The 17,909-nt window shown below is 46.2% G+C and carries 18 protein-coding genes; 7 read left to right on the top strand and 11 right to left on the bottom strand.

Annotation, left to right across the window (positions count from 1 at the left end):
- Positions 1-33 precede the first annotated feature (33 nt).
- Positions 34-1,389 (bottom strand): sodium-dependent transporter, encoded by a 1,356-nt coding sequence (locus tag AC1DE7_RS22335; RefSeq protein WP_076329216.1) that lies wholly within the window; start codon positions 1,387-1,389, stop codon positions 34-36.
- Between the two features lie 283 nt (positions 1,390-1,672).
- On the bottom strand, positions 1,673-2,149 hold the full coding sequence (gene greA, locus AC1DE7_RS22330; RefSeq protein ID WP_036612258.1) for a transcription elongation factor GreA: 477 nt from the start codon (positions 2,147-2,149) through the stop codon (positions 1,673-1,675).
- A 283-nt stretch (positions 2,150-2,432) separates the two neighbouring features.
- Between greA and AC1DE7_RS22325 the strand changes: the two genes are divergently transcribed.
- Together AC1DE7_RS22325 and AC1DE7_RS22320 are read left to right on the top strand one after the other, a co-directional pair.
- Positions 2,433-3,305 carry an arylamine N-acetyltransferase family protein gene (locus AC1DE7_RS22325; protein WP_477535200.1) on the top strand — a complete coding sequence of 291 codons (873 nt, stop codon included), beginning with the start codon at positions 2,433-2,435 and terminating at the stop codon, positions 3,303-3,305.
- 60 nt (positions 3,306-3,365) lie between these two features.
- On the top strand, positions 3,366-4,052 hold the full coding sequence (locus tag AC1DE7_RS22320; RefSeq protein WP_477535199.1) for a 4'-phosphopantetheinyl transferase family protein: 687 nt from the start codon (positions 3,366-3,368) through the stop codon (positions 4,050-4,052).
- A gap of 168 nt (positions 4,053-4,220) precedes the next feature.
- On the opposite strand, the gene AC1DE7_RS22315 is transcribed toward AC1DE7_RS22320, so the two are convergent.
- Both AC1DE7_RS22315 and AC1DE7_RS22310 read right to left on the bottom strand, forming a co-directional pair.
- Entirely contained in the window at positions 4,221-4,967 is a 747-nt protein-coding gene (locus tag AC1DE7_RS22315) for a Bax inhibitor-1/YccA family protein (protein ID WP_036612268.1), read from the bottom strand.
- 208 nt (positions 4,968-5,175) lie between these two features.
- Complete coding sequence (locus tag AC1DE7_RS22310; protein ID WP_036612270.1) at positions 5,176-5,532, bottom strand: nucleotide excision repair endonuclease; 357 nt, start codon at positions 5,530-5,532, stop codon at positions 5,176-5,178.
- 673 nt (positions 5,533-6,205) lie between these two features.
- Between AC1DE7_RS22310 and pdxR the strand changes: the two genes are divergently transcribed.
- Genes pdxR through AC1DE7_RS22295 form a run of 3 tightly spaced genes read left to right on the top strand, consistent with a single transcriptional unit; the run spans position 6,206 to position 9,045 of the window.
- On the top strand, positions 6,206-7,657 hold the full coding sequence (gene pdxR, locus AC1DE7_RS22305) for a MocR-like pyridoxine biosynthesis transcription factor PdxR (protein WP_477535198.1): 1,452 nt from the start codon (positions 6,206-6,208) through the stop codon (positions 7,655-7,657).
- A 12-nt stretch (positions 7,658-7,669) separates the two neighbouring features.
- Entirely contained in the window at positions 7,670-8,590 is a 921-nt protein-coding gene (locus AC1DE7_RS22300; RefSeq protein WP_477535197.1) for a D-alanine--D-alanine ligase, read from the top strand.
- The gene (locus AC1DE7_RS22295; protein ID WP_477535196.1) at positions 8,587-9,045 is read left to right on the top strand and encodes an N-acetyltransferase family protein; all 459 of its coding nucleotides are present in this window, start codon (positions 8,587-8,589) and stop codon (positions 9,043-9,045) included. Before AC1DE7_RS22300 ends, AC1DE7_RS22295 begins: the two co-directional genes overlap by 4 nt.
- Positions 9,046-9,175: 130 nt before the next feature.
- Here AC1DE7_RS22295 and AC1DE7_RS22290 read toward each other — a convergent pair whose 3' ends face one another.
- From AC1DE7_RS22290 to AC1DE7_RS22260, 7 genes are all read right to left on the bottom strand, one after another.
- Positions 9,176-9,961 (bottom strand): glucose 1-dehydrogenase, encoded by a 786-nt coding sequence (locus AC1DE7_RS22290; RefSeq protein WP_076251972.1) that lies wholly within the window; start codon positions 9,959-9,961, stop codon positions 9,176-9,178.
- A 143-nt stretch (positions 9,962-10,104) separates the two neighbouring features.
- Positions 10,105-11,568: a GNAT family N-acetyltransferase gene (locus tag AC1DE7_RS22285; protein ID WP_477535195.1), complete on the bottom strand. Its 1,464-nt coding sequence runs from the start codon at positions 11,566-11,568 to the stop codon at positions 10,105-10,107.
- Positions 11,569-11,812: 244 nt separating this feature from the next.
- Entirely contained in the window at positions 11,813-13,321 is a 1,509-nt protein-coding gene (locus AC1DE7_RS22280; RefSeq protein ID WP_477535194.1) for a copper amine oxidase N-terminal domain-containing protein, read from the bottom strand.
- Between the two features lie 208 nt (positions 13,322-13,529).
- On the bottom strand, positions 13,530-13,658 hold the full coding sequence (locus AC1DE7_RS22275; protein ID WP_017691584.1) for a hypothetical protein: 129 nt from the start codon (positions 13,656-13,658) through the stop codon (positions 13,530-13,532).
- Between the two features lie 136 nt (positions 13,659-13,794).
- The gene (locus AC1DE7_RS22270; protein WP_477535193.1) at positions 13,795-14,262 is read right to left on the bottom strand and encodes a YfbM family protein; all 468 of its coding nucleotides are present in this window, start codon (positions 14,260-14,262) and stop codon (positions 13,795-13,797) included.
- A gap of 27 nt (positions 14,263-14,289) precedes the next feature.
- Positions 14,290-15,309, bottom strand: a complete 1,020-nt coding sequence (locus tag AC1DE7_RS22265; RefSeq protein ID WP_477535192.1) for a carcinine hydrolase/isopenicillin-N N-acyltransferase family protein — start codon at positions 15,307-15,309, stop codon at positions 14,290-14,292.
- A complete protein-coding gene (locus AC1DE7_RS22260) occupies positions 15,306-15,800 on the bottom strand; it encodes an XRE family transcriptional regulator (RefSeq protein ID WP_477535191.1) in 495 nt (164 codons plus the stop codon). Before AC1DE7_RS22260 ends, AC1DE7_RS22265 begins: the two co-directional genes overlap by 4 nt.
- Before the next feature lie 219 nt (positions 15,801-16,019).
- On the opposite strand from AC1DE7_RS22260, the gene AC1DE7_RS22255 reads away from it, so the two are divergent.
- Together AC1DE7_RS22255 and AC1DE7_RS22250 are read left to right on the top strand one after the other, a co-directional pair.
- Complete coding sequence (locus AC1DE7_RS22255; RefSeq protein WP_253441970.1) at positions 16,020-16,484, top strand: DUF4385 domain-containing protein; 465 nt, start codon at positions 16,020-16,022, stop codon at positions 16,482-16,484.
- Between the two features lie 104 nt (positions 16,485-16,588).
- Positions 16,589-17,896 carry a VWA domain-containing protein gene (locus tag AC1DE7_RS22250; protein ID WP_477535190.1) on the top strand — a complete coding sequence of 436 codons (1,308 nt, stop codon included), beginning with the start codon at positions 16,589-16,591 and terminating at the stop codon, positions 17,894-17,896.
- Positions 17,897-17,909 lie beyond the last annotated feature (13 nt).

The raw sequence follows: 17,909 nt of genomic DNA, 5'->3' as shown, positions 1-17,909 counted from the left end.
CAGACCATATTTCACCCTATCGGGCCTTCACCATTAGAAGTGAATGATGCCGGATGTGTGCAGTAGAACCAGCAGAACCAGGATCGGAGCTACGTAACGCAGCATGAACAGCCACACCCGGAACCATCCGGAACGCAGGCCTGAAGCTTCCGCAGCCGTTTTCCAGAAGTATCCGGCAAAAATCGTTACAAGCAGTCCACCGACAGGCAGCAGGATGTTGGATGCTACAAAGTCCATCCAGTCGAACACACTCTTCGATCCAATCGTCCATTCAGGCAGCAAGCCGAGCGACAACACCGAAGGAAGTCCCACGATGAAGACCGCGAGTGATATAACCCATACCGCACGACTGCGGCTCCAGGACAAACGTTCCATGAAATATTTCACCGGAACTTCCAGCAAGGATACTGCTGACGTTAATGCCGCAATAGCCAATAGGATGAAGAACAGGCCACCAAACAAGAAACCAAGTGGCATCGCTGAGAAGGCCGCCGGAAGTGCCACAAAGATCAGTGACGGTCCTTGGTCCGGTGCAATACCAAACGAGAATGTTGTTGGGAAGATGATTAGACCCGCAATGAATGCATAGATCAGGTCACCTGCACCAACGGCGACGGTTGCCGCACCGAGAGATTGATTTTTATCCACATACGAACCGTAGGTTACAAGAATACCCATCCCCAGTGACAGGGAGAAGAAGGCATGTCCAAGCGCTACCAGTGCGGATTCCGTTGTAAGCTGCGAGAAGTCCGGATTCAGGAAGAAGGATACCCCAGCACCTGCACCCGGCAATGTAACTGCACGAATCATCAGGATAATGAGCAGTACCAACATCGCCGGAATCAGTACCTTGTTGAACTTTTCGATTCCGTTGGATACTCCTTTGGCTACAATCCAGCCTGTAATTAGGACCGCGACCAGTTGCCATACAATCGGCATATAGCCACCTATGAAGGAGTCGAACTGTCCGGCATAATCCGGATTGTTAAACAATGTTCCACTAAATGACGTAATTGCATATTGCAAGGTCCAGCCTGCAATAATGACATAAAAAGAGAGGATGATAAAAGGAGTCAGTACTTGCAGCAAACCGGCTGCGAGCCAACCTTTATGTCCACCTGCTTTGATAAAAGCCGTAGCTGCACTACCTCTGCCACTGCGACCAATCGCAAGTTCAGCGAGAAGAACTGGCAAACCAATCAGCAGCAAACAGACGATGAAGAGCAAGAAAAACGCAGCTCCTCCGTTCTCACCCGTAATGTACGGGAATTTCCACATGTTGCCCAGACCAACCGAACTACCAATGGCCGCCAGGATAAATCCAGCTTGGGAGAAACGTTCTCCTTTGCCAGCGTTGTCTTGATCTAGATTAGGCTTACTAAAATTCATCGTATCTACTCCATCACTTTAAAGTTTTCCCGTAATTATATACTACTCAACTTGTCAGGTCATTCGAAATTCGAAATTTGTCGAAATGTTATTTTTTTACATATAAAACACACGGAAATCTTCATCTCATAAGTTCCTTAAACACAGTATGTGATAAAGTCCGTTAGTCCAACCGTATGAAGTTTCAACAAATCCGTATTCCCAACTGTTCAAAGCCCAATAGAATCAAAAAGAGGTGTCCCCTCAGCCATTTGGATGACTGCGGAGCACCTCTCTTTTTGAATTACACTTTAATTTGAAGTAACTCGTACTTGATAACGCCCATCGGAGCATTGACATGAATGACGCTACCCACTTCTTTGCCCATTATCTCCTTGCCCAGCGGGCTCTCGTACGAAATTTTATTATCCGCAACATCGGCCTCGGCAGGACCAACCACTTTATATTCAATCTTCTCGGCGAACTCAATGTCATTAAGCAACACCGTCGATCCAATGCTCACTTTGTTGGAGTCTATATTGTCTGAAGAAATGACTCTTGCTTTTGTCAGCATCTTCTCCAAGATCAAAATTCGGGTCTCCATAAAGGCCTGATCATCTTTGGCTGAATGATACTCACTATTTTCCTTCAGGTCACCGTAACTGATCGCGAGTTTCAGACGAGCTGCCAATTCCTTACGCTTCACCGTCTTCAAATCCTTCAGTTCGTCCTCCAGCTTTTCCAAGCCTTCCTGTGTCAAAATCACTTCATCATTAGCCATTTTTCCATCTCCTAATCCTGCTATCTATCTATATTCTAACCTATATCCACTCCAAAGGGTTAGCATACCCCGGAAAAAGAAATAGACCATCCATATATTGTATTTCAATGAAATCAGAACCATGTCCATCTCTTGAGATGAATTTCAAGGCTTTGTTCAATAATTGTACCGTTACAATCTGCTCAACTGATGATGTTGTTTTCATCCGTTCACTTTTACAATGAACTCAGGGCAGCTTTATAACTACCACATGCAGCCCACTATATGACGTGAGGTGATAAGAATGATTGGACAATTGAATACAACTGAAATACAGGCCTATCTGAAACGGATCGGCATAGATGATATAAAGGAACCTACACTGGAATTCTTATTTGAACTCCAGCGAGCACATGTACAATATTTATCCTGGCAAACGATCGATATTTTTGCAGGTCGTCCTGCAGAAATCAGTCTTCAAGATTCAATTCAGCTTATATTACAGGGACGCAGCGGCTACTGCTTTCATCTAAATGGTGCATTTAGTGTTCTTCTCCGCTCGCTGGGTTATACGGTTGATTGGCATCGCGGGGGAGTACAGCCTCATGGGGAACAACCCCGTGTGAACTCATTCCATCTCGGTCTATCTGTGCTTCTGCCAGATGCTGACCCGACAGTTGAACGCTGGATTGTAGATGTAGGTCTCGGCGGAATGCCCTTTGAACCTCTGCCACTTCGTTATGGAACCTATGGTTCAGCTCCGTTTACGTACCAATTGATGCCATCATCTGTTGTGGCTGGGGGATGGCGGCTTGAGTACGAGCCGCATGGGCCAAGTGAAGGTGTGGACTATGCTCCTGAAGCAATTACCAGCCTGGAAGAGTTCATTCCCAAACATGAATTCTACAGTCGGGCAGTCGAATCACCTTGGCATAACGTATTTTTGCTTCGTCAGCGGGATGAGAATCGCAGTCATGAATTACGTGGATGTATGCTCCAAACAAATGATATCGAAGGAATCCGGAAAACGGAGATCCGGAATTATACCGAGTGGCGTGACGTATTAACTGAAATATTCCATGAACCCTTGGTGAATTACAGCGAACTGGAATGCCAAGATATGTGGGGGCGAGTGCAGTCTGCACACACGGAATGGAAACAAGCGCAAGAAGTATGAGGGTCCATTCCATATAAAGGAAAGTTACTGATCCACGCCGAATATGTCCTCAGGTGATTAATGATGATAACTATTCGTGTACTCCAAGTTCCAGAAGTATTGCCCGAGGCGAACTGGAACCAATTACTATCGCAAGTTTCTACGGAGCGACGTGCTCAGGCTTCACGTTTTGTGCATCAGGCTGACGCGTATCGCTCCGTGCTGGGAGAGATATTGACTCGTGTGACTTTGAGCATGTTAACTGGACTGAGACCTGCTGAGCTTTCTTTTACCCGTAATTCCTACGACAAACCTTCACTCAATCACCATTCGGATGTACAATTCAACGTCTCCCATTCTGGTGATTGGATTGCTCTAATCTCTGGCAGTACAGATGAACTAGGCGTGGATGTGGAAAAAATAGCTCCAATTGACATGCAGATTGCTGAGCGTTTCTTCTCCCCTAAGGAGAGCCAGTTCTTGGCTGCCGAGCCTGACGATCGTCGGCTGGAAACCTTCTACCGTCTATGGACGCTGAAGGAAAGTTATATCAAGGCAGTGGGTATGGGGTTGTCCATGCCACTGGACTCCTTCGCCATCCTTCCCAATGAGCGGGAAGATTGGCATTGCAAACAGGCCGGGACATATCTCTTTATCAGTCAGCGACTGGATGATGGACATATGCTGGCAGCCTGTTCGGCTGGGGCACAGCTGCCGAGCAAGCCCGAGATCATCACCTTGGATGATCTGTATACAGAGTTAGTATAAAGTGGTGCCGGGCCTCAACGAGTTGGAATCAGTTGAGTTTTATAAGAGGCGCCATTAAGGAAATTCTGCTAATGTTAATCAAAAAAAGCTAACGACGTGAGTATCACGCGTTAGCTTTTTTGGCTTTATATTCACACTCCGTTTACGTCTCTGACGTATCGAATAGGACTAGTCCCGGCTACGCAATTTGCCCAGCAGACGGATGATCTCAATGTACAACCATACCAATGTCACCATCAATCCAAATGCACCGTACCACTCCATATACTTGGGCGCACCACGTTCAGCACCACCCTCGATGAAGTCGAAATCAAGGACCAGATTGAGGGCAGCCACAATGACGATAACGACCGAAATACCGATGCCGATCAAGCTGTTATCATGCAGATAAGGAATCGAAATGCCGAAGAAACCCAGTACAAAGCTCAACAGATACATGATCATGATACCGCCAGTTGCAGCAACAACGCCCAACTTGAAGTTCTCCGTAGCTTTGATCAATCTGGTTTTGTATGCCACCAGCAGAGCGATGAATACAGCCATGGTCAACAGAGCCGCCTGCAAGGTAATTCCGTTATACAGGGACTCATAGGTTGCAGAGAGTGCTCCCAGGAACAGGCCTTCTGCCACGGCATAGACAGGTACGAGATAAGGTGCCGCTACGGGTTTGAACGAAATGACAAGCGCCAGAATGAAACCAACGATTAATCCGCCATAAGCAAGCGGCATCACTTGTTGACCGTTAAAGAACATCATCCATGTTGCAAACGCACTGCCTAGCAGGATCACAAGCGTAATAAACGCTTTGTTCACCGTGCCGTTGATCGTCATGTAATTCTGATACCGATCTTCTCCATATCCTCTGTTTTCAAACGTGCTGTCTTTAAGTGTAGGGTTACCGCTACGACCGATCAACACAATCACCTCTTCATATGTATTTGGTATATCTGTGATACTAAGCTTGGGCTTACTACGGTTCAATTCTACAAGCTACTCCCTCGAAAAGATCGGGATGGCACCAGAGGGGATCGGACGCAATCCTTCGATTACATCCTTACCCCTTGGCGCAACACTTAGGACATATGTCCCAGACATTGCATGTTCATGTGCTTTTTTAAGCGCCTTATTTGTACAAGACTTTATCTACATTGTATTTCGCACGCATCGTGTTGATGATATACGTTTCGTAAATTTCACGATCTACCGGATCTTCAACCAGGCATACTTCAATCTTCGTTACTTCTTCGCGGTGATTCTTAATTGGTGATACTGTATCTTCAAAATGCTTTTTGATGCGGGGTCTTAATTTACGTGCTTTCCCGACAAATAACAACTCTCCAGCGGCATTGTAAAACATGAAAATCCCGCCTAGTTCCCGGGTAATCAGGTGAAAATCAGTAAATCCATAAATGTGGCTAAGCTGTGGATCAGCCTGCTTTGTGATGGTTACATCCGGTGTTGGCACGGTAATATTAATCAATAGGCTCACTTCCTCATTATCTATAGGTTTACATCCTATCACATATTATAAAGGGACACCATTTCAATCTATATGAAGTACAATTCACGCAATTTTCGCTATTACGACAAATATTTCAAAAAAAAGGTTAACTTCCCTGATTCAAAGTGGTACTATAGGGGTATGAGGAAGAAATTGGGCACTGAGACATACGTCTTTATATCTACCTCCGTCTATTGTACCCTATGATTGAAACTCTTTTTCATGCTGAATTCTGTTATGTGATCACGACAAGAGTACAGTTAGCAAGATCCCTAGCTTATAGATTGTAGATCTATCATCTAATCGACCCTTGCAGCAAGCAAACCTAGAAAGACCTAGACTCATGATTCATTGTAGATTTTAAGTATCACCTAGAAAGCCTGCAATTATAGTCGTACTGAAGTTAATAGACACACGTAGAAGGTCAGATAGCTATCGATCCTAGAGAGACTAGTCATGCAATACAACTGTAGAAATTATAGCAGCAGTACTATAGAAAATGGATCAAGTTTCACCACCAGGCCCCGGCATACTGCCAGGGCTTTTTTGCGTTTGTGCGAACAACCAACCACACGCTCAGGGAAACAGAGGTATCGTGGTTCTTTCTGCGGGGTTTATAATATGGCAAGATACCAGTAGAGGGAGTGATGGGATGTATTCCGATCTGCAACTGACGGAGGACCGCCCTGTATATATACAAGTCAAAGATTATATGAAGCGTTTGATGCTCAAAGGCGGCCTGCAAGCCAAACAAAAGCTGCCCTCGACCCGTGAACTCAGTACACTCATGAAGGTTAGTCGCAGTACGGTCCTGCTCGCTTATGCCGAGCTTGAAGATGAGGGACTGATCTATGCAGTCAAAGGCAAGGGCAATTACGTCAGTGCCTCCATCGAAACACCTGAGGCAGCAGCAAGCTGGAAACTGGACTGGACGACAGAGGTAAGCGAGTATGCCATTCAGGCAGAGCAGTACGATCTGATGAAGCATGGCTCCGGAGCAGAGCGCGGCGAAATATCGTTTACCAGCATAGCACCGGATGAAAAGCTGTTTGATCTGCACAACGTGAAACGGGCTTTTCTAGATCGCATGTCACTTGAAGGCGAAGTACTGCTGAATTACGGATATGCGCAAGGATACAGACCGCTGATGAACTATTTACTACGTTATATGGAGAACAAAGGCGTCGACCTCCGTGGCAAGGACATCCTGATCACCAATGGATTCACGGAAGGTTTCGATCTGGTGCTTGGAGCGTTACGCAAAAAAAGCGGCAAAGCGATCTGCGAGAATCCAACGCACCACACGGCGATTAAAAATCTAAAATTGCACCAGTTTCAACTGACCGGTGTGAACATGGAGCCGGATGGCCTGGACTTGAAGCAACTGGAACATGAACTTGAGGCAAGTCCATATGATCTGGCATATCTCGTGCCATCCTATCACAATCCAACCGGGATTGTGACGTCCCCTGCCAAACGGGTAGAGATCATCCGGTTGATGAACAAGTATCAGGTACCGATTATTGAAGACGGTTTTAACGAAGAATTGCGATATTCCGGTTCGCATGTCTCTCCCCTGATCGCCAGCATGGGCAAAGGCAATGGACTGGTGTATCTGGGCAGCTTCTCCAAAGTCCTGTTCCCAGGTCTGCGGGTGGGTTGGATTATTGCGGATGCGGCGCTGATTGATTATCTGGAGAGTATGAAACGGGCACGCAGCATCCATACCTCCACGCTGGACCAATCGTTATTGTATCAATATCTGAGCAACGGTAATTTCGAGAAATATTTGAAGCGAGCTCGCACCGAATATAAGCGAAAATATGAATTGGTTGTGCGTTGCCTGAAGCAGCATCTGCCAATGTGCCGGATTTCCGGTGCGGGTGGTCTGCATCTGTTCGTGCAGTTCCCGTCCGAATACAGAACCCGTGAACTGCTGGAAGCCTGTAAAGTGAAAGGTGTAACGTTCACACCAGGGGATACCTTTTATCTGGAACCCGGTCAGGGTGTAAACACGATGCGTCTGGGTTTCTCCAGAGTCAGCGATGAGAATATACGTAAAGGCATTCGCATCATTGGCGAGACAGCAGCTCAAATGAGATAAGGAGGATTTCACATGAAAGTTGGCGTGATTATGGGCGGTACATCTTCAGAGCGGGATATTTCCCTGCTCACCGGACAGGAGATGATTGCAAACCTGAATAAAGACAAATACGAGGTTGTACCCATCGAGCTGAATACCAAGCGCGATCTAATCGACAAGTCAGCGGGGATCGATGTGGCACTGCTTGCCCTGCATGGCAAATACGGCGAAGACGGTACGGTCCAAGGCACATTAGAATCTCTGGGTATTCCCTACACAGGCTGTGGTGTGCTGGCAAGTAGTGTATGTATGGATAAAGACATGTCCAAACAGCTCATGCAGCATGCAGGTGTACTTACTGGAGAATGGCTGCGAGTGAGCCATATGGAGGAACTGTCCTCTATTGCTGTTCAACAATTAACGTACCCCGTGGTGGTCAAACCCAATTCAGGCGGTTCCAGCATCGGTACCCAAGTGGTGAAGGAAGCTTCCGCCCTGCCAACTGCTGTAGAGGCCGCCCTCGCCTGGGATGATACGGTCATGATTGAACAGTATATCGAAGGTGAGGAGATTACCTGTGCCATTCTGGATGGTAAGATGTTGCCGGTGATCTCCATTCGTTCGAGCGCCGAGTTTTTCGATTATGCCTCCAAATATGATGACCACGGGGCAGATGAGAAGGTTGTGCAATTACCTATGGAACTACACCATCGCGTCGAAGCTGCGGCCTTGGCCTGTTATCAGGTGCTCAAATGTAGCGTCTACGCTCGCGTGGATATGATGATTCGGGAGGGCATGCCGTATGTGCTTGAAGTGAACACGCTGCCGGGTCTTACCCGTAACAGTCTGCTACCCAAAAGTGCAGCTGCTGCAGGCATTTCTTTTGCAGAGCTGCTGGATACCATTATTGAACTTTCGTTGAAGGAAAGACCCAAGGAGGATACAACATTATGAGCCTGGATGTGACGATTAGACATAGCTCCCCTACCGATCTGCAAGATATGGTCATTCTGATGGACCAACTTGGTTATCCCACCACGTACGCCGAGATGGAAGAGCGCTATACCCATATCTCTGCGGACGCAAACTTTACTACACTCGTTGCTGAAGCACGAGGCCGCGTAGTTGGACTGATCGGATTACAGACTTCTTATATGTATGAAAAAAACGGAAGACACTGCCGCATCTTGGCATTGGTTGTACACGACCAGTTCAGGGGCTCAGGCATCGGCCGTCAGCTCATTCTTGAAGCTGAGCAATGGGCAGCCAAGCATAACGTGGATTCCTTGTCTCTGAACAGTGGCAATCGCCCAGAGCGTGAAGCTGCACATGAATTCTATCGTCAGATGGGCTTTACAGCCGGGAGTACCGGGTTTAGCAAAAAGCCGCAGATTCTACAGCACACTTAAACTGCGGGATACGGGATACGCCCCCTTAAATATCACACCAAAAAGAACGCCCCATCCGCACATTGGCGAAAAAGGGCGTTCTTCGGTATATATCTATGCCGCATTGATATACTTTTTGATGATTATGGGATCAATATTTGGCTGACTGCGCACCATCAATCGGAATAATGGCTCCATTGATAAACGGTGCTTCGCCAGACAGCAGGAAGGCAACGAGACGCCCTACTTCCTTCGGTTCACCCAAGCGCTTCGCCGGGTTGTCCTTCACGAACTCTTTGGATGCTGACTCCCAGTCATTCGGATTGATCTGTTTGAACGAACCGATGACCATATCTGTCAGAATGGCTCCGGGTGCAATTGCATTAACGCTGATCCCGTGCTCGGCGTATTCAATCGCTGCGTCTTTGGTCATGCCGGCTACGGCATGTTTGCTCGCTCCGTAGGCAACCAGGTTTGGCACGGCGCGAATCCCTCCAACAGAGGACGCGTTCACGATGTAGCCTTCGCCCTGTTTTTTCATCACAGGTAGAACGTGCTTCAACCCGAAAAATACACCCTTCAGATTGATGTCGATAACTTTATTAAACATCTCCGTCTCGTAGTTCTCGATCAGGTTTTGCTTGCCTTCAATGCCTGCATTGTTGAAAAATGCATCAATACGCCCAAATTCATTGACCGTATCACTAACATACTTCTTCACAGCTTCTTCGTCCGATACGTCACCTTCGATTAGCAGAAATTCGGCATGCTGTACCTCTTCCGAGATCACACGCTTAGTCTCTTCCAGCGCCTTCATGTTCACATCCACCAGGGCAAGTTTGGCCCCTTCACGTGCAACTTCCACAGCAGCCGACCGTCCGAGACCGGAGCCACCGCCTGTAATCAGGACCACTTTACCCGCAAATCGTTCAGTCATAATCCATAGACCTCCCTTTGCTGTTTTGACATCCTCCATACGTAAATACCCATTTCTTCATTTGCTCTAATCTAACGGGGAACAGTTACAGCCATCATCTCAACCGGATTAGTATGCTTCCGTACTGGCCCTGCCATTCGTCCTCAGGACTTCATAGCCTCATAGGCTGCAAGTAATTCCCTTACTTCTACTCCGTTGATCTTCATCCCGTTCACTTGACACTGTTCCAACTTTACTCCAGATAGATCGCAATCGATAAAACGACTTCCCCCAAAATCACAATGCGCCCACTGCATGGGTACACGGTCAGATCCAAGATGTGTGTCCTGGAATTGAACGCCATCCAAAGCACAAAATTCAATCTTGCTATCAGTTAGGCGTAAATCAGCTAGCAATATATTGGTCATATTTAAATTGGTAAATTTGCTTCCACTCAGGTTGCAGTCGGTAATCCGACTATTGGTCAGATTACTGGTGCTGTAACGGACTGAGTCCAGATTAGCTTGAACATATTCAACCACCGACTCACCCGAGTCCTTGGCTAATGTCTCATCACATGTTGGATCAAAAGAATCAACGGACTTGTTCTTCTCATATACAAACTCATCCTCAGATGCATAGATACAAACATATCCCATTTTTTCGTAAAAATGATGATTATCCAGCTGCCGACCTGAGGTCTCCAGCTTCCAGGTTTCAATCTGCGGAAATTCAGCCTCAATAAGCCTCATGACTTGAGTTCCAACGCCACGGCCCTGGCATACGGGGTCAATATAGATCTTATCGATCCTGGCATGTTTTCGTCCAAGCACGTTAACACTCACTCCGCCAATAGCGCATCCATCTGATTCTACAACATAATAATCCCATTCACGGATCACGTAACGATGCATGCGAACTGACGAATAATCAGGTGGGCATAGATTGCTATCGATATCCTTCTCATTATCCGCCCAGACTTTTATGACATGATCAAAAGCACGAGTGCAAATCTCTGTAAGTACAACTGCATCTTCCTGCTCTGCTCGTCGTAAGCGAATTTCAGAATGTACCTGCTTCGGTTGCACTGGTTCGGACTTTACTTTAAGCAGTTCAAAATAATCGTAGTTCTCCTGATCCACAAGTTTCCTGCGAGAGATATAACGAAAACCCGCATGCTCCAGAACTTTGCGTGACGGCTGATTGAAGGGCTTCACAATGCCCACAATTCGATCCAGCAAGGTATGCTCAAATAAATATGCTGTTAGGGCATGCACCGCCTCTGAGATATATCCTTTATTCCGGTAATCCCGGGAGATGGCGTAGGCCACTTCACGGTCATCACGATCCAGCAGTTCATTTGGAAATACGCCACACCAACCAATGATACGCTGATCTTTATTGTGTACAACAGCAAGCAGGATGCGTACATCTTCCGGGTTGAACTGTTCGTAACTGCCAACGACAAATTGTAAGAATTCGCGCAACTGCTCCTCGGTCATCTTCCAATCTGGCAGGACATCTGTGATTTCAGGTTGTTGGGTTAATGCATACACGGCAGCCTGATCTTCAAGCGTAAATGGACGCAACGTAACGGAGTTTGAATGGGTGAATAATTGACTTTTCATATACAACACCTCTGGGGATTTATTTAGGATGAAACGACAAAGAGGAGCACCTCCAATAGAGGCACTCCCCGATCCGTTTCATCATTTCAGAAACGCCGAAGCTCCTCGTAATGGGTCAAAAGGACACACGTATCCCGTTCATGGTCTAACGGAATTTTTGCGGTGTTCTTTTCACGATCATTACGAGAAATCTGGCATACTCTGAAATCCCCTCTCATACTAAGGATTACTTATAACGTCTCCCTTAAGGACGGTCAATGTAAATCCAGCCTGTTTCTTGTTCCTTATCTACAGTAGTTCCAAGGGATTCAGCCACAAAGCGCAGCGGCACATACGTCTTGCCGTCCTTGCCTACATAGGCGGATTCCACCATAGTTACTTCTTTACCAGCAACGGTTGCCTTCTTGGAACCTACGGTCAGGACAATCTCATCACCAGTGATGTCGTCAATGACAACGATTTGGTTCGAGCCTTTGGTCCATTTCACTTCAGCATCCAATTCTTCAGACACGTAGCGAAGCGGTACAAATGTTGTGTTCTTAACAGTGATCGCCCCAGCGTATTCATCATCCGGGAAGAGCACTACACTTTTACTCGTGATCCCAGCCTCATCTTTCAGCAATTGGTATGCGAGTGAATTGGAATCAAAATTGCGCAGCATCTGTCCAGGCGTAATATCATCCTTCATCAGATCCATAACGCCACCCGATACATCCACTTCATCAACTGCAACTGTGCCACCGATATTCCACTGTTCACTGTCTCCACTTACGGTTACAGAGTTCACCGGCAGATCCTCAGAAGCAGGCAGCGCTACTTTCAGTTCAAAGTTTTGCTTGCGAATATCCAGCTTGCTGTCGAGATAGAAGTCCAATTTCAGTTTGGTTTCTGTGCCAAATACCGTTTTGAATTCAGGAGTCTCATTCAACAGGTTGTTCAGCTCCTGATCATAATTGACCAGCATACTGTCCAGTCCTACTTTGATGATGGCATATAGTGACGCAACGGCTTCATCTTTCGATTCAGGAACGATCGAATTCAGCGTGTCATCTCCCCCACCTTCTACCTCATTCACTGCTTCCAGTACAGGGTAGAACACATCGTACAGATCGCCAATCAAATCTTTCAGTCCTTGCTCATCCTTCGAAATACTCGTCAGGAACGGTTTAACCATGGCAAGCATCTCTTCACCACTAACTTCCAGATGCAGCTTGGAGAGGCTAAGTGCTTCGCCATTCACGGATTCCTGTACCGGTGTTACGGAGATGTTCTTCGGATTGGACAGATGCTTCAGGACAAAAGAGAACAGTTTCGGGGAAATTTCCTCGAGTTGTTTCTCCAGAGCCTTCGTATCTACCATCGGAAGCGCCTGTGCATCCTGGAACGTATCCAGAGACATGTACAGCGGTTTCTGGGCTCCGTCCAGATCAATGACCAATTGGGACTCATTCATGGACACGTGGAAAGGTAACTTTGTTCCCTCCATGCTCAGTGTACCTTTGATCGATGCTGTCTTCGCATCTTTCATTTTGGCTTGATCAATATCCAGGGATATGGAGTTAATAAGTTCGATCATTTCAAGGTCTTTCTCTGTAGCAAATTCCTTAGCCGGTTCTATGTTTATATTCATGGATTGTCTGGATTCACCGGACTTGATACTCGCGCCATTGGCCATTGCTTTGCCAACGTCTACTCCACCCACAGCCTGACATCCTGTAAGAACAACCATTAAAAGTACTAGTGACACTGCCATCCATTGGACTAACTTCCGATTCGTAATATGAACTCCTCCTTAGAAAAATATGGTTCATTTCCATTATGAAGGTATAGGTAATTCTTGTAAACGGATACGCAAAAAAATAAACCAAAAGGCCGGAACATGTCCGACCTCTGGTCTATCTATATTTCAGCATATCGTATGTTTCGATAAAACATCCTGCTTCATTGTGCAATGCTGGGAGTTATTCTTGCTCCTGATCTTCTGCGAGTTTCTCATCCGTTTCTTCATCTTCCGCAGTTGCGGGAGTCTCGAATTGATCCGGCTCGTCCTCTTGAATCGCTTTGTTCTCTTCGTTCTGATCCTGTGTCATATCGCATTCCCTCTCTTCTACCGGATTGTCATGTCATCAAGGCCTGAGCCTTGTGTCTATCAATAACCCGAATAGGCGTAGTTCAAACCTGCCTCAGTGTCGGCCAACCATTTTCCATCATAATTTCAATGCTCACTTAGAAAACATAAAAGATGATCCCGTTCCCACTTGCAGCGGTGGCCTGAAATAAGGCTTGGACATCATCCACAGTCTGAACGATCTCCTGAAATGTCTCTTCCGCATCCCAATCTTCCATGACAGGATAGACGCCTTCAGCGATCATTTGGTCCAGACTATACCGCTCCTTTAATTCTTCCGGTGTGAGCTGCTCCAATGCCATGTAGGCTTCCAGCACCTGCTCGTTACTAAGCAAAAACAGATCCATATCCGAATAGTTTCCCACGTATTGCTCACCTGCGAGAGGCACCACATATCCCAAGGGCGGCTCCCCTTCTACCAAGTTACCGTTCAGCGTGAACTGCAGCATCTGCCATGTTTTATCGATATCCAGATCAACTGCACAATCATGCACACTAACCTCACCTGACTTGATGGATTCAACTAGCTCCTTTGTTACCACAAGATATCTGCCGGACATTCCCATACCGCTACCCCTCCTGTGTAATTCCTTCTATTGTTCCCCATTAACCGTGCTTGTTGTAAAAGAATCGGGGTATTGTGACATATATTGAATCAACTCATCAGGTATAGCCCACTTGAACACACTAGTCAGTAGAGGATTACGAAAAAAGGATCGAACCGCTTCCATATTTATGTCCGCTGAATAATCTTCAAATAGGAGCTCTTCTCGCTCCCCTGATCGACACTGCAGATTTGCCACCTGTGCAAGCGAAGATTGTTCAAAGATGAAGTCAATCATACGAATAACAACAGGCTTTACATACTTTGACGTTATTAAGTGTACTTCTATTCGCTGCAGATCATAGATTAAGGAAAATACCGTATCTTCGCGTTTGGCAGAAGCCAGTACCTTGAAGAGTGCGTCTGGATTATCAAGAAATGTCCCAGAATTAGTATAAATGTCGGCAACACATGAAAACCGATCCATTGAATTCTTCTCATAATCGTCCCATTGTGACCATACATTCTGCCCTGACTCCAGTTCACGTATTGCATCACTATACGCGGTATTTGTAATTACAGGCACCTCCAAAGGCGCGGAATGCACACACATATGACCCTGGAGAAACTCTACAATTGCATAATTTCCGGTGCGATCTGCGATTAAATAATGCAACTGGGAAGTGCTCTGATCTATTCGGATTCTCCCCGCTGCCTCCAATGCTTCATCTACAGTACTGCATGTATCCAAAAGATACTGTATCCACTGAATCTCACTTACAACTGGAAGGCCGTCTTCAGCTGGATAGTGGGTCGACCATAACGTGGTCTGTTCAATCACAAGCCCTGCTTCATTTATGCCTCCATTGGGATTCTCCTTCCCTACTTGAGAAACGGTTAGACTCCCATAGACTGAAGTCCATGATGCAGGAAGAGATGGAGGCATGATCAAGGCAGTTTTCTGCAGTCCACGTTGGTTTGTGAAGAGATATACTCCATCGTAGATCACATCCTGATTTTTGCAGACCCAAAAGTTCTCTTGAGATTTCACTGCGAATGCTGTGCTCATTTCTCCCCCTCCTGATGTGAGAAGGGTGCAGACATATTTGCCATGGACTCCGCTTTACTAAGCCATTCTTCAGAATGTTTGATCGTTTTCTCACCTCCCAGTTCAATGATCGCTGCAAATCTCGCAATTAAAGCCTGCTTGTGTTTCTCCTGCAGCAACTGGACAAGCTTCATCTCGTAGGCTTTTTTCTCCTCTTCTTCCCCTTCCCTCTCTAACTTCTGTTGAATAAAAAGGATCTGTACATCCACTGTATTCTCAGGTGTAAGATCCCGCAAATAATGTTGTCCATCAATCAGCACTTCATGTTCTACATGAAAATATTCTGCCAGTTGTTGCAGTCTATCCTTAGGAATTGGTCGACGTTTCTTGACCCAGTCATTAAATTGCTGTGGAGTGAGTCCTACTTCTTTGCACACCTGAGTGTAAGATAACTGGTGAATATGAGCCAAGTACTGCAATACCGTCATCGAGGGCAATGAAACTTGATTCATGCACAACACGTCCTTCACAAATGTATTTTATCAACTTGACATATAATATGTCATTATACAGGAGACATATTATATGTCAACAACGCTTATTATACAGGAGACATATTATATGTCAACAACGCTTATTCACTTATTTTCATCCTCAATAAGACCGGGTAAACGATAGTACAGATTACAATTGTTAACGGGAACACATATCATCTCAAGGAGGGTGTATACATGAAAAAATTTGATTACAGCCTCAATTATGAAGAGCTTGATCTGCGCAAACATCCTGAGCTGTACACCGTGGGCCGGGGAGAGCAGGGTGTTCTGATGGTAGAGCCGTACAAAGGCGAGATTCTGCCACACTGGCGGTTCAAAACACCCGAGATTGCGACGGAGTCATCGGAGAAGATCTATGAGCTATTTTTGGAGTATAAGAAAAAGGGAGATTTCGTCGGTATGGATATGGCTCGCAAATTTCTCCAGATGGGTTATACACGGGCCAGACGGTATACAAATCACAAAGGAGGACGCAAATACTCAAAGGAGGATGGCTCAATTTTGCCCTATCAGAATGATAAGGTGAAGGCAGAAGCCGCGGCCATATTCAAAGCGCAATGGGAGATCGCCAAGACCGATCCGGACTATGTGAAGATGAAGAAGGAGCATCGGGAAAAGTACGAGTCTGATGAGGCGTAGGATCAACGGTGTAAAGATTGACTTATGGAAACATTTGTCTCAGAATCGATCTTGTTACTGTACATTTTCAACCATTATATTGGAGAAGAGAGGCGCATCCGATTATGACAGATTCGTTCATCCACTTAAACACAGGCCAGAATATCAGTATCAACGAATGTGCTCAACTTCAGGTAACCATTCAATGTACTTCATCTCCTTCTCCCTTGGATGTTAGCTGCTTTATGGTGAACGAAGAGGGAAAGGTCCCATCTGACGACTATTTTGTATTTTATAATCAGAAGGCCGATCCCCATCAAAGTGTACTTCTCCAACAGACAGAGGAACTGAAATCCTCTTTTGTACTGGATACAAATCAATTACGGCAGGCCCCTGTGGAAAAATGTGTGTTTACGGCTACTCTGGATGCGGGAGGGACTTTCGCCGATGTTCAGGCATGTCAGGCAATTGTACAAGCGGGTTCCCAGCAGATCACCTATGAGATCACACAGGTCACTGCGGAAACAGCACTTATTCTCATTGAAATCTATAAGTATCGTGACGGGTTTAAAGTTCGTGCGATTGGGCGAGGTTTCTTTGGTGGATTGCAGCCGCTGGCAGAGTCATTCGGTGTTGAAATTGAGAGTAACGACACCTCGGAAGCCGAACAGGTTCTTCTCACGGCACAAGCTGAAGTAGCAGCGGCCTCTCCAGAAGTCTTGGCACCTGTTGCTGTACCAAACACGATTCATCCGCCGCTTAACCTGACCAAGATCGATCTCCTCAAGCGTAAAGTAACCCTGTCTCTGCAAAAGAAAAAGATTGAACCTATACAGGCACGTGTTGCCGTTGTATTTGATGCATCAGGCTCCATGTACCATCTGTATCGCAAAGGCATCGTGCAAGAGGCCTTCGAGCGTATCCTGGCGATTGCATCAGCGTTTGATGATAACGGAGAGTTGGACGTCTGGTTCTTCGCCAAAGACTTCTTGCGTGCACCTAGCGTCACCGCCAGGGATTTCGAGAATTATATTGAACGCACATATACGCTGGGAAGCAAAGGCGGTACCAATAACGAACCTCCTGTGATGCAGGATGTCATTCGCAAATACACGATCGAGGAACCCGATGTGAAGATTCCAACGTATATTATCTTTTTTAGCGATGGTGGAGTCAGTCAAAAAGGGAAAATCATGCGGCTTATTACCGAAAGCTCAACCAAAAACCTGTTCTGGCAATTTGTTGGCCTAGGCCAAGCCAATTACGGTATTCTCGAGAAACTCGATGACATGACTGGACGTTTCATCGATAATGCTGACTTTTTTGCTCTCGACGACATCTCCAAGATCAGCGATGAAGAATTGTACGATCGTCTCCTCACTGAATTTCCAGGCTGGATAAAGGAAGCTCGGGCCAAAGGCATTTTGGCCTAAAGCTTGTACCCTA

It is taken from the genome of Paenibacillus sp. 10L310 (assembly GCF_056395745.1).
This window is presented reverse-complemented; position numbering and strand designations above follow the sequence as displayed.

Excerpts from the sequence above, each read along its gene's own strand:
- AC1DE7_RS22270 (WP_477535193.1), bottom strand. The coding sequence starts at position 14,262 with ATGGGAATGTCCGGCAGATATCTTGTGGTAACAAAGGAGCTAGTTGAA.
- AC1DE7_RS22325 (WP_477535200.1), top strand. The coding sequence starts at position 2,433 with ATGATTGGACAATTGAATACAACTGAAATACAGGCCTATCTGAAACGG.
- AC1DE7_RS22255 (WP_253441970.1), top strand. The coding sequence starts at position 16,020 with ATGAAAAAATTTGATTACAGCCTCAATTATGAAGAGCTTGATCTGCGC.
- greA (WP_036612258.1), bottom strand. The coding sequence starts at position 2,149 with ATGGCTAATGATGAAGTGATTTTGACACAGGAAGGCTTGGAAAAGCTG.
- AC1DE7_RS22280 (WP_477535194.1), bottom strand. The coding sequence starts at position 13,321 with ATGGCAGTGTCACTAGTACTTTTAATGGTTGTTCTTACAGGATGTCAG.
- AC1DE7_RS22265 (WP_477535192.1), bottom strand. The coding sequence starts at position 15,309 with ATGAGCACAGCATTCGCAGTGAAATCTCAAGAGAACTTTTGGGTCTGC.
- AC1DE7_RS22295 (WP_477535196.1), top strand. The coding sequence starts at position 8,587 with ATGAGCCTGGATGTGACGATTAGACATAGCTCCCCTACCGATCTGCAA.
- AC1DE7_RS22260 (WP_477535191.1), bottom strand. The coding sequence starts at position 15,800 with ATGAATCAAGTTTCATTGCCCTCGATGACGGTATTGCAGTACTTGGCT.
- AC1DE7_RS22250 (WP_477535190.1), top strand. The coding sequence starts at position 16,589 with ATGACAGATTCGTTCATCCACTTAAACACAGGCCAGAATATCAGTATC.
- AC1DE7_RS22285 (WP_477535195.1), bottom strand. The coding sequence starts at position 11,568 with ATGAAAAGTCAATTATTCACCCATTCAAACTCCGTTACGTTGCGTCCA.
- AC1DE7_RS22300 (WP_477535197.1), top strand. The coding sequence starts at position 7,670 with ATGAAAGTTGGCGTGATTATGGGCGGTACATCTTCAGAGCGGGATATT.
- AC1DE7_RS22320 (WP_477535199.1), top strand. The coding sequence starts at position 3,366 with ATGATGATAACTATTCGTGTACTCCAAGTTCCAGAAGTATTGCCCGAG.
- AC1DE7_RS22335 (WP_076329216.1), bottom strand. The coding sequence starts at position 1,389 with ATGAATTTTAGTAAGCCTAATCTAGATCAAGACAACGCTGGCAAAGGA.
- AC1DE7_RS22290 (WP_076251972.1), bottom strand. The coding sequence starts at position 9,961 with ATGACTGAACGATTTGCGGGTAAAGTGGTCCTGATTACAGGCGGTGGC.
- AC1DE7_RS22275 (WP_017691584.1), bottom strand. The coding sequence starts at position 13,658 with ATGACACAGGATCAGAACGAAGAGAACAAAGCGATTCAAGAGGACGAG.
- pdxR (WP_477535198.1), top strand. The coding sequence starts at position 6,206 with ATGTATTCCGATCTGCAACTGACGGAGGACCGCCCTGTATATATACAA.